General features: G+C 46.6%; 14 protein-coding genes. 9 read left to right on the forward strand and 5 right to left on the reverse strand.

From position 1 onward, the window contains the following. Nucleotides 1-4 precede the first annotated feature (4 nt). From C161_RS12845 to C161_RS12875, 7 genes are all read left to right on the forward strand, one after another. A complete protein-coding gene (locus tag C161_RS12845; protein WP_036670618.1) occupies nt 5-697 on the forward strand; it encodes a metal-dependent hydrolase in 693 nt (230 codons plus the stop codon). Nucleotides 698-935: 238 nt separating this feature from the next. Then, a complete protein-coding gene (gene dctA, locus C161_RS12850; RefSeq protein ID WP_036670619.1) occupies nt 936-2,291 on the forward strand; it encodes a C4-dicarboxylate transporter DctA in 1,356 nt (451 codons plus the stop codon). Nucleotides 2,292-2,667: 376 nt separating this feature from the next. Beyond that, a complete protein-coding gene (gene treC / locus C161_RS12855; protein WP_036670620.1) occupies nt 2,668-4,389 on the forward strand; it encodes an alpha,alpha-phosphotrehalase in 1,722 nt (573 codons plus the stop codon). 28 nt (nt 4,390-4,417) lie between these two features. Further along, a complete protein-coding gene (treP, locus tag C161_RS12860; RefSeq protein WP_036670622.1) occupies nt 4,418-6,436 on the forward strand; it encodes a PTS system trehalose-specific EIIBC component in 2,019 nt (672 codons plus the stop codon). Nucleotides 6,437-6,664: 228 nt separating this feature from the next. Next, nucleotides 6,665-7,513 (forward strand): hypothetical protein, encoded by an 849-nt coding sequence (locus C161_RS12865; protein WP_036670623.1) that lies wholly within the window; start codon nt 6,665-6,667, stop codon nt 7,511-7,513. 162 nt (nt 7,514-7,675) lie between these two features. Next, nucleotides 7,676-7,939 carry a zinc/iron-chelating domain-containing protein gene (locus tag C161_RS12870; protein ID WP_036670624.1) on the forward strand — a complete coding sequence of 88 codons (264 nt, stop codon included), beginning with the start codon at nt 7,676-7,678 and terminating at the stop codon, nt 7,937-7,939. Between the two features lie 77 nt (nt 7,940-8,016). Further along, nucleotides 8,017-8,220, forward strand: a complete 204-nt coding sequence (locus C161_RS12875) for a hypothetical protein (protein WP_017688872.1) — start codon at nt 8,017-8,019, stop codon at nt 8,218-8,220. A 130-nt stretch (nt 8,221-8,350) separates the two neighbouring features. Here the strand turns inward: C161_RS12875 and C161_RS12880 are convergent, their stop codons facing one another. The 3 genes from C161_RS12880 to C161_RS12890 all read right to left on the reverse strand — a co-directional run bounded on the left by C161_RS12880 (nt 8,351) and on the right by C161_RS12890 (nt 11,707). Beyond that, nucleotides 8,351-9,466 (reverse strand): AbrB family transcriptional regulator, encoded by a 1,116-nt coding sequence (locus C161_RS12880; protein WP_235193798.1) that lies wholly within the window; start codon nt 9,464-9,466, stop codon nt 8,351-8,353. A 148-nt stretch (nt 9,467-9,614) separates the two neighbouring features. Next, nucleotides 9,615-10,925: an MFS transporter gene (locus C161_RS12885; RefSeq protein ID WP_036670625.1), complete on the reverse strand. Its 1,311-nt coding sequence runs from the start codon at nt 10,923-10,925 to the stop codon at nt 9,615-9,617. Nucleotides 10,926-11,002: 77 nt separating this feature from the next. After that, the gene (locus C161_RS12890; protein ID WP_051449713.1) at nt 11,003-11,707 is read right to left on the reverse strand and encodes an O-methyltransferase; all 705 of its coding nucleotides are present in this window, start codon (nt 11,705-11,707) and stop codon (nt 11,003-11,005) included. Between the two features lie 139 nt (nt 11,708-11,846). Here C161_RS12890 and C161_RS12895 point away from each other — a divergent pair, with 139 nt between their 5' ends. Then, a complete protein-coding gene (locus tag C161_RS12895) occupies nt 11,847-12,743 on the forward strand; it encodes a LysR family transcriptional regulator (RefSeq protein WP_036670626.1) in 897 nt (298 codons plus the stop codon). Between the two features lie 127 nt (nt 12,744-12,870). On the opposite strand, the gene C161_RS12900 is transcribed toward C161_RS12895, so the two are convergent. Together C161_RS12900 and C161_RS12905 are read right to left on the reverse strand one after the other, a co-directional pair. Then, on the reverse strand, nt 12,871-13,587 hold the full coding sequence (locus C161_RS12900) for a YoaK family protein (RefSeq protein WP_036670627.1): 717 nt from the start codon (nt 13,585-13,587) through the stop codon (nt 12,871-12,873). An 86-nt stretch (nt 13,588-13,673) separates the two neighbouring features. Further along, a complete protein-coding gene (locus C161_RS12905) occupies nt 13,674-14,552 on the reverse strand; it encodes an alpha/beta hydrolase family protein (protein ID WP_051449714.1) in 879 nt (292 codons plus the stop codon). 245 nt (nt 14,553-14,797) lie between these two features. Between C161_RS12905 and C161_RS12910 the strand changes: the two genes are divergently transcribed. Continuing rightward, nucleotides 14,798-15,541, forward strand: a complete 744-nt coding sequence (locus C161_RS12910) for a GTP pyrophosphokinase (protein ID WP_036608962.1) — start codon at nt 14,798-14,800, stop codon at nt 15,539-15,541. Nucleotides 15,542-15,543 lie beyond the last annotated feature (2 nt).

Raw genomic sequence — 15,543 nt, forward strand, 5'->3', positions numbered from 1 at the left:
CAAATTGTTGAATATTACGTTCCACGGTCACTCCAGTGTACAGCTGGGCACAGAAGAAAAGTCTCTGATCATTGATCCCTTCCTGCGTGGCAACGAGCTTGCCGTCACGAAGCCTGAAGATATTAAGACAGATGTTGTGTTGCTGACACATGCACATATGGATCACATCCTCGATGCTGAACCTATTGCCAAAGCAAATAACGCCAAAGTTGTGGCTATTGTTGAATTGGCTACATATATGTCTTGGAAGGGTCTGGATACACTCGGCATGAACATGGGCGGAACGGTAGATCTTGAATTTGCTCAAGCTAAAATGATTCAGGCGTTCCATACTTCCGGGATTGTGCTCGAAGAAGAACAACGGATCATGTATGCAGGGTTGCCTGCTGGATATATCATTAATATTGGTGGTAAAACGATTTTGCATGCCGGAGACACAAGTCTCTTCTGGGATATGAAAATGATCGGTGATCGTCATGATATTGATGTAGCTTTCTTGCCGATTGGTGGACATTTCACCATGGGACCTGAGGATGCGCTGCAAGCGGCCGAATGGTTTAATGCCAAACTGACGATTCCGGTTCATTATGATACGTTCCCGGTAATTCGTCAGGATGCGGAACACTTCGTGCAGCAACTTGCTGCAAAAGGGTTGGAAGGACGTGTGCTAGCCCCGGGAGAATCGATTACCCTGTGATGCACATTTAACCGCTGTTCAATAATAAATGGATTTATGGAAAAAGACGAATATCACGTCAAGATAACTGACGCGGTATTCGTCTTTTTTCGGTTTTAGGTTCAATTTTCACCAATAGAGTTGGTACAAATGACAAAAAAATTGAAATTCCATTGTTGAACTCCCTTTTAGAATGATATAAAAAGTTACACGGAAACCAAACGGAAATCCGAATTGACCGCAAACAGGGGGAGCGTTCATGTCATTTATGAAATCATTATTTTTTCAAATTATTGTAGCGGTAATCATCGGGATTGGCGTAGGCATCCTGTGGCCGGATCTGGGTAGCCTGCTGCAACCGCTCGGAACAGGTTTCATCAAATTGATCAAGATGATCATCGCACCACTGATTTTCATGGTGATTGTAACAGGTATTGCCAAGATCGGTGATCTGAAGTCGGTAGGTCGCATCGGGCTGAAAGCCATCGTGTGGTTCGAGATTGCAACTACAGTGGCACTGGTACTTGGATTGGGAACAGCCAATCTGCTTCGCCCCGGTGCCGGAATGAACGTGGACCCTTCAACCATAGATGCAAGCGGCATTGAAGCAAAAACCAATGGTTCCGAGTTACCGCATACGGTAGACTTTATCATGAATATTATTCCGACAAGTGTTGTAGATGCCTTTGCACAAAATGCACTTCTGCAAGTATTGCTCGTGGCATGCCTGTTCGGGGTTGCCCTGGCAGCAACAGAGAGTAAGGCAAAAGAGAATGTACTGACGCTGATTGAGAACTTGCTCGGCATTGTGTTTCGTATCATCGGTTATATCATGAAACTCGCACCAATTGGTGCATTTGGAGCCATGGCTTACACGGTAGGTGCTTATGGGGCTTCCACATTGTCGTCCTTTGGTCTGCTGATTCTGGCCTGTTACGGCGCAGCACTGCTGTTTTTGGTCATGTTGGCATTGGCTGCCTGGTGGATTACCGGGCTAAATTTCCTGCAATTTGTGAAATATACCCGTTCTGAAGTGATGCTGGCGATTGGAACCGGATCATCAGAAGTGGTGATGCCACGCATGATGGACAAACTAACCAAGGCGGGTTGTGATCGTGCGGTTGTGGGTCTTGTAGTGCCGACGGGGTACTCGTTTAATCTGGATGGCGCTTCGATCTATTTATCCTTGGCAACGGTTTTTGTTGCTCAGGCCGTAGGGATTGAACTGACATTGATGCAGCAGATTACGATTTTGCTGGTGTTGATGTTAAGTTCCAAAGGCATGGCAGGAGTACCTGGCTCCGCATTCTTGGCCCTGTCCGCAACGGCAGTGGCTGTCAATGCTTTTCCGGTAGCAGCGGTTGCTCTGCTGCTTGGTGCAGATCGATTCATGGATACAATGCGTGTATTCACCAACTTGATGGGCAACTGTGTCGCAGCATTTGTGGTGGCAAAATGGGAAGGTCTGCTGGATCAAAAGCGAATGCGTGCCGTACTCTCTGGTGAGATCAGTGCCGCTGAACTGGAAAGGGAAGAGCAAGCTGCACTATCTTTATTGAAGTTGAATATGCAGGAAAAACAAGGGAAAGCCGTTGTTTCACCAGAGATGTCGTAAGAGGCGTGTCTCCGCTGTGGTGATGAAGTCAAGTGACAGCAACTTTATAATAACAATCCATTACAACAGTAAAAAACAGTAGAATACATTTAAAAAGTTCAACCAAGTTCAACCAAATTAGACCGTCTGTTGCCCGCACCAATGGTGGGAAGAACAGACGGTTTCTTGTTGTCTCAATACAGATATCATTGGGTTCACGAACGCAGGTTCCAAAATAAATGTTACAGAGGAAAGATTTATGGGGAATGTGTAGAAGAGGCGGAGAATATACATATTATAGTTTCAACTTGTATATACATGTTTACTTATGTAATATAGATATGAAGTTAGCCGAGAACATCACATAAGAGCATTACAATTTATTGGAGGCGTTAACATGAGTTCTAATAACACAACTCCGTCATCTTGGTGGAAGACATCAACGGTGTATCAGGTATATCCGAAGAGTTTTAATGATACAACCGGATCGGGTACTGGAGATATTCGTGGATTAACCGAGAAGCTTGATTATTTGCAGCATCTGGGTATCGATATTGTGTGGTTGCAGCCGGTATATGTATCTCCGCAGCATGATAATGGGTATGACGTAGCGGACTATTACCGGATTAATCCGGATTATGGAACGATGGAGGATTTTGACGAACTGCTGAAAGGTCTGAAGGCTCGTGATATGAAACTGATGATTGATATCGTGGTGAATCACTCCTCGACCGATCATGAGTGGTTCCAGCAATCCCGTTCTTCCAAGGATAATCCGTATCGGGATTATTATATTTGGAAAGATCCTGCTCCGGATGGCGGTGTGCCAAACAACTGGCAATCCAAGTTCGGTGGGCCTGCTTGGCAGTTCGATGAACAGACGGGACAATATTTCCTGACTTTATTTGATAAAACGCAGGCAGATCTCAATTGGGAGAATGAAGAAGTACGCAAAGCTGTACGGGATATGATCAAGTTCTGGGCCGAAAAAGGTGTGGATGGTTTCCGTATGGACGTGATCAACCTGATCTCCAAAGACCAGCGGTTCCCTGATGATGATGGTAGCGTGTCACCGGGTGATGGACGCAAATACTACACGGATGGACCGCGTGTGCATGAGTACATCACCGAGATGTACGATGAAGTATTCGGGCCTTACAACATGGTGACCGTAGGGGAAATGTCCTCCACAACACTGGAACATTGTATCCAATATTCGAACCCGGCTTCCCGGGAGTTTTCGATGACGTTTAACTTCCATCACCTGAAAGTGGATTATCCGAATGGTCAGAAGTGGGAACTGATGCCGTATGATTTCGAAGCGATGAAGCAGCTCTTTAGTGAGTGGCAGACAGGCATGCAAGCTGGTGGTGGCTGGAACGCGCTGTTCCTTAATAACCATGATCAGCCTCGGGCACTGTCCAGATTCGCCGATGATGGTGACTATCATGCCGAGAGTGCGAAGATGCTTGCAACAACGATACACGGCATGCAAGGTACACCTTATGTCTACCAGGGAGAAGAGATCGGCATGCCGAATCCGGTCTGGAATGACGTTAGCGAGTTCCGCGATATCGAATCAACGAATATGTACCGTTTGCTTCAGGAAGAACGAGGCAAATCCGCTGAAGAAGCATTCAACATTGTAAAAGAGCGTTCCCGGGACAACTCTCGGACACCGATGCAATGGAATGGAAGTAAGAACGCCGGATTTACTAGCGGAACACCTTGGCTTAAGGTGGATGAGCGGTATCCTTCCATTCACGTGGAACAGCAGCTGGCTGATCCAGATTCGATCTACTATCACTACCGCAAATTAATTGCCCTGCGTAAACAGGTTAACGTGCTGATCGACGGTCTGTATGAACGATTGGATGATGCACACCCGAATGTATTCGCGTACGCACGGACCAATGGAAGTGAAACTCTGATTGTTGTATCCAACTTCAGTAAACGAGACGTCACGTTCTCGCTTCCGGAAGCGGTCTGGAATGATCACATTGCAGGCAAATCAGCAGAGTTACTCATAGGAAATACGGAGGCAGCCCCTGTGCTGACGCAGGAAATCTCTCTCAGTCCGTATGCATCCTATATGTGGCTTGTGCCACAACAGGACTAATCACATTTTATAAATAGGAAGTGACACTATGGCAATCGATAAAAAACAGGTTGAGGAGATCGTCCGGGCTGTCGGTGGCAAAGAGAATATTGAAGCTGCTACACACTGTGTTACACGACTCCGTTTTGCCTTGTACGATGAGAGTAAAGTGGATACTGAAAGTCTGGATCAGAATGATCTGGTCAAAGGACAGTTCTCTTCCCAAGGACAATTCCAGGTCGTTATTGGGCCTGGTCTGGTGGATAAAGTCTATGATGAGATGATTCAGATTACCGGGGGAGATCGTTCTTCCAAGGATGATGTGAAGGCGGCTGCTGGTAAAAAGCAAAATCCAATCCAGCGAGCGATTAAAACACTCTCGGATATCTTCATTCCGATCTTGCCTGCAATCATTACGGCAGGTCTTTTGCTCGGGATTAACAATATTCTGACAGGCCCAGGCATTTTCTTTGATGGAAAATCACTGGTGGATGTTTATCCAGCCTGGAAGGATCTTGCGTCCATTATTAATACAATCGCAAGTACAGCCTTCACGTTCCTGCCGGCTCTAATTGGTTGGGCAGCTGTAAAAAGGTTCGGCGGCAGTCCGCTGCTCGGGATCGTGCTGGGTCTCATTCTGGTACATCCCGATCTGCTGAGTGCATATGGTTACGCTGATGCTGTGAATAATGGCACGGTGCCAACATGGAATCTGTTCGGTTGGGAGATTGAGAAGATTGGTTATCAAGGGCAGGTTCTGCCAGTACTGGTATCGGCCTATCTGCTTGCGAAGATGGAAATTTTCCTGAATAAAAGGGTACATGATTCGATCAAACTGCTGGTCGTTGCACCAGTTACGTTGCTGATTACCGGATTCCTGGCATTTACGATTATTGGACCGGTTACATTTGCTATTGCAAATGCAATTACATCCGGCTTGATCTATGTATACGATTCATACGCGGCGCTGGGTGGTCTGATCTACGGTGGTCTGTACGCTTTGCTCGTTATCACCGGTATGCATCACACGTTCCTCGCGGTGGATGTTCAGCTCATTGGTAGTCAGGGCGGTACGTTCCTGTGGCCGATGCTGGCATTGTCCAATATCGCACAAGGCTCGGCGGCACTTGCGATGATGCTTGTCCTGCGTGAAAAGAAAATGAGAGGACTTGCGGCAACGTCTTCGGTATCGGCCTTCCTCGGGGTAACTGAGCCGGCGATCTTCGGAGTGAATATCCGTTACCGTTATCCGTTTATCTTTGGTATGATCGGTTCCGCGATTGGTGGTGTGCTGCTGACGATGAATAATGTTCAGGCAACCTCCATCGGTGTAGGTGGTGTACCTGGATTCCTGTCGATTTTCCCTGACAAATGGGGCGTTTTCTTCATCGGCATGGCGATTGTCTTGGTTGTACCGTTTGTACTGACCGTCCTTTTTGGCAGAGCCAAACTGAGAAAAGAAGATCGTAGTGCAAGCAATGAAACCGTTGCTGAGCCTAAAGCGGCTACATCGCAGTCTGCTTCGGGTGTTACCTCTTCAACTGCAAAAACAGATCCAAACCAGCGCACACGTAGTGCAGCTCAAGTAGGAGACGAAGCCGTGAATACACTGGAAATCATGGCGCCTTTAACAGGCCAGGCCGTGTCACTGGAGCAAGTACCAGATCCGGCTTTTGCCGAGAAACAGATGGGTGAAGGTGTAGCGATTGAACCTTCTGGCAACGTTGTTGTTGCTCCGTTCGATGCTCAGGTAGCTCATGTAATCAAAAGTAAACATGCGGTGATTCTTGAACACGCGAGTGGATTACAAGTTCTGATCCATGTCGGGATTAATACAGTATCCCTCAAGGGTGAAGGCTTCAACATGCATGTGGAAGCTGGCGAACATGTAAAAGCTGGACAAAAGCTGTTGGAGTTTGATCGTAAGGTAATTGAAGATGCGGGATACCCGCTGATTACACCGATTATCATTCCAGATGGTCAGGATATGGTTGAGCGGGTGGAAGTCACGACAGGTGATGTTACATCTAATCAAAGCGGTGTGTTGAAGGTTCACCTGAAAGGTTAATTGAATACAACAACAAGAAGGGGCTGCGTGATGTGCAGCTCCTTTTTGCTGTATGATCGTTATTTTCATGACGATCATGGTAAACTGTATATAAAATGGAAGAATCACATTTTTAAAATAATGGTGGTTGGAAAGGTTCTTCTGACAAAGCAAGCTTCAGGCATGTTCGAGTCGTGGCGTTCATATGGTGGAGAAAGAGATCCTAGTCAATCGATGAGGAGGAGAGCCATGACACGTATTGCGGTGATGGTCATTCACGGGCTGGGTATGCGGAAGGATGGGTACGCGGACAAGCTGATTGCTTGTTTGCATAAGGAATTGGACAAGGTGATGGTCTTGCCTGGAGCCACTAAACAGATGCTGGATATCGAACCTGTATATTGGGCGGATGTATTTGAGGAGCGGGAAGAGGCACTTTTTCAACAGCTCGTCAGCTCTCCGGGATTGAACTTTCAGGCGTTGCGCCGATTTGTCATCCACTACCTAGCTGATGCGGTTGCTTATCAACCGGTGGAAAATCAAGGCCATAACTACGATGCCGTACATCGAACGTTGAATCAGGCGATGCATACCCTTGCACAGCGTAATGGACCGGAAGCTCCGCTCTGTGTGGTTGCCCATAGTTTGGGTGCCGTAATCGCCAGTAACTTCTTCTACGATCTGCAATATCCCTCCAGTCGTGTGCCTGAGGTTGTGGATGTGAACTCGGCTCTGGAGCGGGGGGATACGCTGACCAATTTTTACTCCTTTGGTACAACCTTGCCCTTATGGAGTTTGCGTTACCATGACTTTAGTTGTCCAATTCAGGTGCCCTCTTCCCATGTGAATCAGTACTATGCTGGGCTGGAAGGGGAGTGGGTGAACTTCTACGATCGGGATGATATTCTGGGTTATCCATTACGCCCCATTGATCCCGCTTATGAGAAAGCGGTCAAAGAAGACATTGAAGTGAACTCTGGCGGCGTGGCTATGAGTTGGAATCCGCTAAGTCATGGGGGGTATTTTTCCAATCGAAGCATGAATCGGAGAATTGCTCAGGGGCTGGCTCGAACCTGGACCTGGATAAATCGCTCATAATATCAGAGGTAGTTCAAAAAGTCCGCTTTTGATTACGAAGGATGCCTTATGGCATCATCAGTATCGAAGATGGAATTCATCCCATCTTCTTGGTACTGAAAACCGGTCTTTTTGAACACGTATTGTAAGTAATATAAGTATTAAAATTAGGAGGGAATATGTATGGAATGCAGGACAGGCTGTGCCGCATGTTGTATCGCGATTTCCATATCATCACCGATACCGGGCATGGCTCATGGCAAGCCGGCAGGTGTACGTTGTGTGCAGCTTACCGATGATAATCGCTGCGGAATTTTTGGCCAAAAAGATCGTCCTGCGGTATGCAGTGGATTGCAAGCTGAGGAAGAGATGTGTGGTAGCACCGACCAAGAAGCCTTTGATATTCTAAACTGGTTGGAGCATGAAACCGCACCGAAGGTAATATGAGTGGGTTGTTTTAATGAATTGGGATAATTATACTTAATAGGGAAGAAGGTTGATTAGAGAGAGGAGACGCGAATACAATGGGGCTTGTTAAACGTTTTGTATTGGTTGTAGTGAATATGATCGGAGAGTTATGGATGGGGTTTTACCGACGTAACTCGGATTATTATGACCATCAGACTTCGGAGTCCAAAAGTAAGATTGGCTATTATGCATTTATTATTGGGGCAACAGTGGTTACGGTGGGCATTGTAGGCTGGATGTACAACCGAATTTATTCATAAGACATCATTATGCTTAAAATTGAATGAGGGCCAAATGTTGAAGATGAGTCTGTACAAATAAAAGAGAGTATCCGCAGGATGTGACATCAAATGGATACTCTCTTTGTCATGGAATCGGGGCGAAATATGATCATTGAAGTGAGGGATCTGCTTTCTTTTCTTTTAACATATGTACAAGAATCATCTTCAGTACGGAAGAGACGATGAAAAAGATAAACAGGATGCGGAACAATTGATACCCGGATACAACCGAAAGATCGGCATTCACTTCATGTGCCATGATACTCATCTGATCCATCCCGCCAGGGGCCATACTGAGTAGTGAGGTTGCCGCGGAGAGGGAGAACACATTCATTAACAGATAACTCAATCCAAGCGCACCAACAATGAGCAGTACACTACTCATCACCGCTAGCGTGACTGTCTGTGTCTTGCGTTGCAACTGTTCCGGCTTGAGCATCAGTCCAACGTGACTGCCAATCATCAATTGCGATACGTTTAAGAGTGAGGTTGGCAGACTGGGCGTATGCATCGTTGTGCTTAATTGAACGACACACATGACAATCATGGGACCCAGCATAAAGGCCGTCGGAAATCGGAGTTTGCGTGCAACCCATGCACCAGCTACACAGAGCGGAGCATAGAGAAGAATCTCGGGAAAAAGGGTACCCCACGTTGCTACGTCAATGAACGGATGATCCAAACTTCCACCTGCGGTACCTTCAAACCACGGACTGAATAGCAGGAACGGAACACAGAAGACAATCATGATCAGCCGAGTCACCTGCAAAAAGGTAACCAGCGTCAGATTGATAGATTTCATCTCTTCTGCGAGGGACACCATCTGGGATAGTCCTCCTGGAATACTGCCAACCAGCAGGGAGGGGAAGTCAAAGTCGGTTATCTTTGAAGCGATGTAGGCCGTAATTACACACAATCCGATTAACAGCAAGGTCATCAGAAGCATCATGGGAAGTTGTAGCAAAATGCCGTGCAGTGCCTCTTTAGTTAAGGTGAGTCCAATCGAATAACCAACAATCAGAATGCCATAGTCCCGAATGGAGGCAGGCCACATGAGCGGCCATTTGGCGACTTGGGAGCCAAGCAGCATAAATACCATTGGCCCGAGCAACCACGGGATCGGTGTATGAATGACTGTGAACAGCAATCCGCCAAGAACAGAGACACCCAGACTAAGAAAAAACCGAAAGACAACGTGGGAACCAAGCTTGCGCATCAGTTCCATCCGTTTAGCCTACCGGTTGAATGAGGTGGTATGAGATTCAGGTATGCATTCAGGTTTAATGAAGGATTCATGTTCATGTGTGATCACTCCTGATGATGAGATACGTTGCGTTATCTGCGGAACAACCAGACTGCTAGTGTTCAACTCATTAAGATCCTGAGAGAGCCGTAGCGGAAGGTTTGGGTTCTCTGAACATTACAAAGTACATCAGTGATGAAATAACGTATAGACAGCCTGTGATGCTGAAAGTGATCGCATAACCCCAATACGTTCCGTACGTGGTGACCAGATAGGATTGAACGGGTCCCATGGTCGCCCAACCAATCATGAACGAGGTCTGCATCAGTGAATTGGCAATGCCGCGGCGTTTGTCCGAGATCCGATCCACCAGTATGGCTGAATGAATGGGATTGGCTGCGTTCATCAATGCTTGTCTGAACAAGAAACTGAGCGAAGCGATGAACAACAGATTGGTGAAGCCTGTTAATAGAAGGAAGGGCAGCGACATGACCTGGAAAATGACAACGGCTCTTACGCTTCCGACCTTTGCCGCCAAGGTAGGACCAATCAGCATCGATACAATCGTCATAATCTGACCAAGTGCAATCAGTAAGCTCATGCCGCTCAGAGAAACCGAGAACCGATTGGTGAAATACAGATTCAGATACGGTACAACCAGTCCGGAACCTAATCCAATTAACAACTGAGTCACTATAAACTGACCAATCAGTCGGGAATCTTTTTTCTTCGTGATCGAATCGTCCGTGCTTGGGATATTTGTTGAACTTTCTTTTAGCTCCTCATTGGGTTGAAGAACGGGTTGCGCCGGAATGGTTGTCTGCGGAGCAGCCTTGCCTTCGGTTACAAATAACAGTGGAATAAATGCAGCTAGTGTTGCTGCACCACCGACAAATAAAACCGTCTGCAATCCGGTCACCTTGGCGAGTCCTGCCGTATGTAACAAATCTGCGAATACACCGCCACCCAGGCTACCAAGCACCTGGGAAGCGAGCACAAGAGATGAATAATAACTGAACATCTTCAGCCGCTGGCTTTTCTTGACGTTTTCCGCCAGATAAGGAATGGCCAGTACTTGGAATACTCCAGCGAAAAGGCCAGAGAATACCGCGAACCAGATCAGTCCTGTAGCCGAATAATCGAAGGAGCGTCCGATCAGAAAGATTCCGCTGAATAACGCCCCGGTAATGAGTAATCGCTTGCGGCTGAACAGATCACCGCATAGACCGATAGGAACAAACATAATGGCTGTTGCGAGTGATTGAATACTTACAATTTGGCCGTTCATTGTATCATTATAGCCCAGACCCTGAATGTACAGATTATACAAGACAGAGAACATACCATTTCCGATCTGATACAGAATGCTAGCCAAGAAAAACAGTTGAATATTGCGGGACCAGCCGCGAATTTCATCATTAATATGTTGTAAAACTCTCAAGTGGTTCCCCCCAGTCTGCCTGTGCAGTGATTCCAGTTTAACAGGAAAGGGGAATTTGCGGAAGAATTGACCACTGTTTATTTTGGTTCAGGGGCATCAATCACACGAGCAATGACGAATCCATCGTAACCTTTGCTACCGACCGTTTGCAGTGCTGTAGCTTCAAGTCGAGGGTGATCCGCGATCAACTGCAGGAATGATCGAACGCCCTGAACTCTGGGGTCTGTGCTGTCTGTGCGGATCACTTCACCGTCCCTGACGATATTATCACCAATAATAAGACTCCCCGGCCGAGTCAGTCGCAGGGCCCATCTCAGATAATCGGGATTACTCGGTTTGTCAGCATCGATGAAGATCATATCAAACGGTTCCCTGTATTCTTCCTGAACATCGGGAAGGGTGGTTAGGGCAGGACCAACTCTCAGGTCAACCTTGTGCATCAGTCCTGCTCGTGTGAGATTGGCCCGGGCCAAGTCTGCATGGTGTGATTCGGATTCCAGTGAGACGATGCGTCCGTGTTCAGGCAGCGCTCTTGCCATCCAGATGGTACTGTATCCACCCAAAGTGCCGATTTCAAGTACACGGGATGCGCCTTGGATTTGCAGCATGAGCTGAAGTAACTTTCCTTGATTCGGTGTTACGTCATGAGCAGGGAGTCCAGCTTCGGTATTGCTTTGCAGTGTATGTTCCAGCAGGGAATCTGACGGAATCAGCAGATCATTCATGTAGTCGTCGACTTGAGTCCAGGTATGCTGTAGGTTCGTCGTATTTATATTTTTCATGTTCACATGTTCCTTTCCTTGTTCCTTGTATTGGATTTCATATTTCAACTATAAATGGAGCAGATATATAAATAAAATATATATTATGTATGATAATATAACTTTAGATTATGTAATTTGACGTGGAAGAGGTGTAAACATGAATCTGCATGGATTACGATTATTTCATGCCATCGTGAGATATGGCGGGGTCACTCGTGCCGCAGAGGAACTAAATATTAGTCAACCTGCGGTATCTTCTCAGGTGAAGAAGTTTGAACGTGAATTAGGAATCCAGCTTTTTGTTTCGGAGGGAAGAAGACTGGTGCTTACGGATGCGGGGATACAGTTGACAGGTTATGCGGAACGTCTGTTCATGCTGGAGCAGGATGTCGAGAATTTTGTGCAGGATTTTCGGGAGGGCAAGAAAGGACTGATCCGTCTTACGGCAACCTACTTGCCTTCAAATTTTCTGTTGCCGGGCTGGATTGCTCGGTTTAAGCAAATGCACGAGGATGTGGAGATTGTTGTGAGCACAACCAACACCCGGATGGCTTTTGACCAATTACTTCGTTATGAGGCAGAGATTGCAGTGTATGGTGGAAGTGGCATTACACATGCAGGTGTCCAATGGGATGAATTGTTTGACGATGAGATGTGGTTTGTTGTGCACCCTGACCATCCGTATGCGGGAAAAGAAATCGAGCTGCATGAGATGATGGCAGAACCGTTCATCATGCGCGAAGAAGGCAGTGCTACACGTGAGCGACTCGTTTCCCTTTGCACAACAAATAACCTGGCCGCTCCCCGCATTGCGCTTCAGTTCAACGGGCTGAACGAAACGATTAGTGCGGTGAAGGCAGGTTATGGGGCCAACTTTATATCTTCTTTGGTTGTGAACGAAGATGTGCAGCAAGGCAGGCTGGCACGTGTATTTGTTCGAGGTGTACAGCTGAGAAATACGGTTGCCGTATGTACACGAGCCGGGGAGGTATTATCACCTGCTGCACAGCATCTGGTCAAGCTTATCCGCCAACAAGCTGCTTTGATGAAATAAATAGCGTGATTGTACTTAAAACAATTTAAAGTACGTGTTCAAAAAGACCAGTTTTCAGTATCCTAAAGCGGACTTTTGAACAGCCACTTGAACATGGACAGGTTACTTCTTCTACTATTAACTTTTATTAACTTTCGCTTTGTTGTGAAGTTCCCCATGCATGTAATCGGGCGTATAGGGTTACGCCGCCAATGATCAGGACAGGAATCCAGACTGCAATCATGGGCACACGGTGGAATAACAATGCGGCTGCAATGACGCCGATCAAATAGATGACAACAGCACCTGCACGAAGGTAGGAGTCTGTAGACAAGGCTTTGGTTAACGATCGGATATTGGCATGTCGCAGCTTTTTGAGGATGTTTACGGTATCCTCGACCACAGCGGCCAAATTATTGGTGAGCACGGTTGTTGAGATGCCAGCAATGCCAATGCGGCGTGCCGCAGTTGTTTGCATCCCCATTGCAACGGCTAGGATGACAATTAACAGATAAGACAGTTGTTCTGAAAATGGACTAATCATGGCGATCGCGAACAGCAGGAGCAATATGCTTTCAACAGTAAATACGGCTGTGACCTTAGAAGACCAGCCATTTTTGGTCTGCACAGGTCCAACCATATGTGCTGCAATGGCATTGCCGGCAATAAAACCGATGAGAGCAAGCAATGACCGCAGCACGACAAATTCCTGAGCACGGGCAATGGCAATACCGAGCAGTACAACATTTCCCGTCATATTGGCTGTGAGCACATGCCCCAGTCCCAGATATCCGATCAGGTCCACCATTCCGGCAGACATACAGAGAAGCAACATGGCGTATTTTTGGAGGGTGCTTTGATTCATCCTATCCGTCCTTTCAAAAAAACGTAGCCCCTCCAGTATACAGCCATAACCCATGCATCTTCAAAATGAAATTCATCGCGCAAGACTTAAGGTGCAGCGAGCCAATCAAACATATTGTTCACCGCTGACTGATGTATTTTCTCGTGAAAATGATGATCCTGCCCGCCATAAGCATGAAATGTGACATCCGCACCTTGGCGCTTAAGCCAGTGATACATTCGGGTTCCGTGACTATAATTCACTTGTGTATCTGATGTACCATGCATGATTAGCACGGGACAAGATAGTTTGTTCGCTTTCGACAAGGGAGAACGGGCGAGATAAGCTTCTGGAACCGTGCGTGGGGAACCACCTAGCACCCGTTTCAATGTACGCCTCAGGTCGGTTCGCTCATGGTAAGTGCGTTCCACATCGGAGACACCGCTCCAAAGAACTAACTTATGTACTTTGTCCGGTCCCTCATTATAGGCAGTTGCGGTATGTACAGCATTAATGGCTCCACGGGAGAACCCCATTAACGATATGCGAGTTGGGTCAACAAAGGGTAAACGCTGTATCAACCGGTAAGCGGCATGCACATCTTCGGCATCTTTTCCGCCATACTCGTCACGACCTTCACCGCCTTCGTTGCCACGATAGGATGGGGCGAACACGATATAACCTTTATGTACAAATTGCTCAAGCCAAACGGTATTTACCCCGCCATAGCTGCCAAGTCCGCCGCGACAATAGAGCAGAACTGGCCACTGTTCCGGTATGTTATCCGTATCATGCATTGTTGCAGCAGGATAATGGCTGGCGAGCGGTTGCAAATGTAGAGACTTATGTATGGAAGCGAGTTCCGGATAGGCAGAGGAGACAGAGCCGGGATGAGAAGTTTCATATGTCGTGATATCAGGTAATGAGCAACCTTGTGGCAGGTATAAATAAGCTTTAACCCGAAGTGTATCGGATGAATATGTCACTTGATAGAGCAGGAAAATCCACCTCTTTTATTAATAATAACAGGCCAAATGACAGGGATGCTTCTATAGGATGCGCGTAAAATAAGTTCCCATACCTTCCAGGCTGAATCACCAGCCCAAATGTGAGAAATTCGTTTATTGGCTCCATATGATTTATAATGGTTCAGGAGACATGTGGATTGACCGCTTGTCCTCATATTCATAAAACTAATTTTAGTGTGCAGAAAGAAAGGGAGAAAGCCATGATGAACGCTCCACATCCAATCGATCAATTCAAGAAATTCAAATATGAAATTACCAGATTTATGATGATCTATAAATTTGCTCTGGATCAAATGGAGACCAAGATTGAAGTCCTGAAGGAAGAATTCCAGTCTTTGCATGATTACAGTCCAATTGAACATACAAAGTCCAGACTGAAATCTCCTGAGAGCATTATGAACAAGATGTTCCGCAAAAATCATGAGTTAACGTTTGAGAGCATTAAGCAAAATATCAAGGATATCGCCGGGGTACGGATTACATGTTCCTTTATCTCGGATATCTATCGCATTAAGGATATGCTGTGCAACCAGAGTGATCTGCGTGTACTGGAGGTCAAAGACTACATCGAGAATCCAAAGCCAAACGGCTACCAAAGCCTTCACCTTCTGGTGGAAGTGCCTGTGTACATGTCCAATGGTGAGGAACGAGCATGTGTGGAGATCCAGATCCGTACAATCGCGATGGATTTCTGGGCGAGTCTGGAGCATAAGATTTTTTATAAATACAATAAGGATGTTCCCGAGCATTTGACGAGAGAGTTAAAGAGTGCGGCAGATTCGGCAAATGCGCTGGATCAACAGATGGAGCGACTTCACCGGGAAATTCAGGAGATTAAGGACGCCGATAACGAGCGGGATGAAGAAGAACTGCGCCGTATTATTATTAACAATCAACAGTTCACACTGCCGTCCAACCTGCTCAAGCTGTTGGGTAGCGGGGAGTAGTA

The organism is Paenibacillus sp. FSL R5-192, assembly GCF_000517845.1.
GTDB classification, from domain to species: domain Bacteria; phylum Bacillota; class Bacilli; order Paenibacillales; family Paenibacillaceae; genus Paenibacillus; species Paenibacillus amylolyticus.

Coding starts and splice junctions, on each gene's coding strand:
- dctA (WP_036670619.1), top strand. CDS start 936: ATGTCATTTATGAAATCATTATTTTTTCAAATTATTGTAGCGGTAATC.
- treC (WP_036670620.1), top strand. CDS start 2,668: ATGAGTTCTAATAACACAACTCCGTCATCTTGGTGGAAGACATCAACG.
- treP (WP_036670622.1), top strand. CDS start 4,418: ATGGCAATCGATAAAAAACAGGTTGAGGAGATCGTCCGGGCTGTCGGT.
- C161_RS12865 (WP_036670623.1), top strand. CDS start 6,665: ATGACACGTATTGCGGTGATGGTCATTCACGGGCTGGGTATGCGGAAG.
- C161_RS12870 (WP_036670624.1), top strand. CDS start 7,676: ATGGAATGCAGGACAGGCTGTGCCGCATGTTGTATCGCGATTTCCATA.
- C161_RS12875 (WP_017688872.1), top strand. CDS start 8,017: ATGGGGCTTGTTAAACGTTTTGTATTGGTTGTAGTGAATATGATCGGA.
- C161_RS12880 (WP_235193798.1), bottom strand. CDS start 9,466: ATGGAACTGATGCGCAAGCTTGGTTCCCACGTTGTCTTTCGGTTTTTT.
- C161_RS12890 (WP_051449713.1), bottom strand. CDS start 11,707: ATGAAAAATATAAATACGACGAACCTACAGCATACCTGGACTCAAGTC.
- C161_RS12895 (WP_036670626.1), top strand. CDS start 11,847: ATGAATCTGCATGGATTACGATTATTTCATGCCATCGTGAGATATGGC.
- C161_RS12900 (WP_036670627.1), bottom strand. CDS start 13,587: ATGAATCAAAGCACCCTCCAAAAATACGCCATGTTGCTTCTCTGTATG.
- C161_RS12910 (WP_036608962.1), top strand. CDS start 14,798: ATGAACGCTCCACATCCAATCGATCAATTCAAGAAATTCAAATATGAA.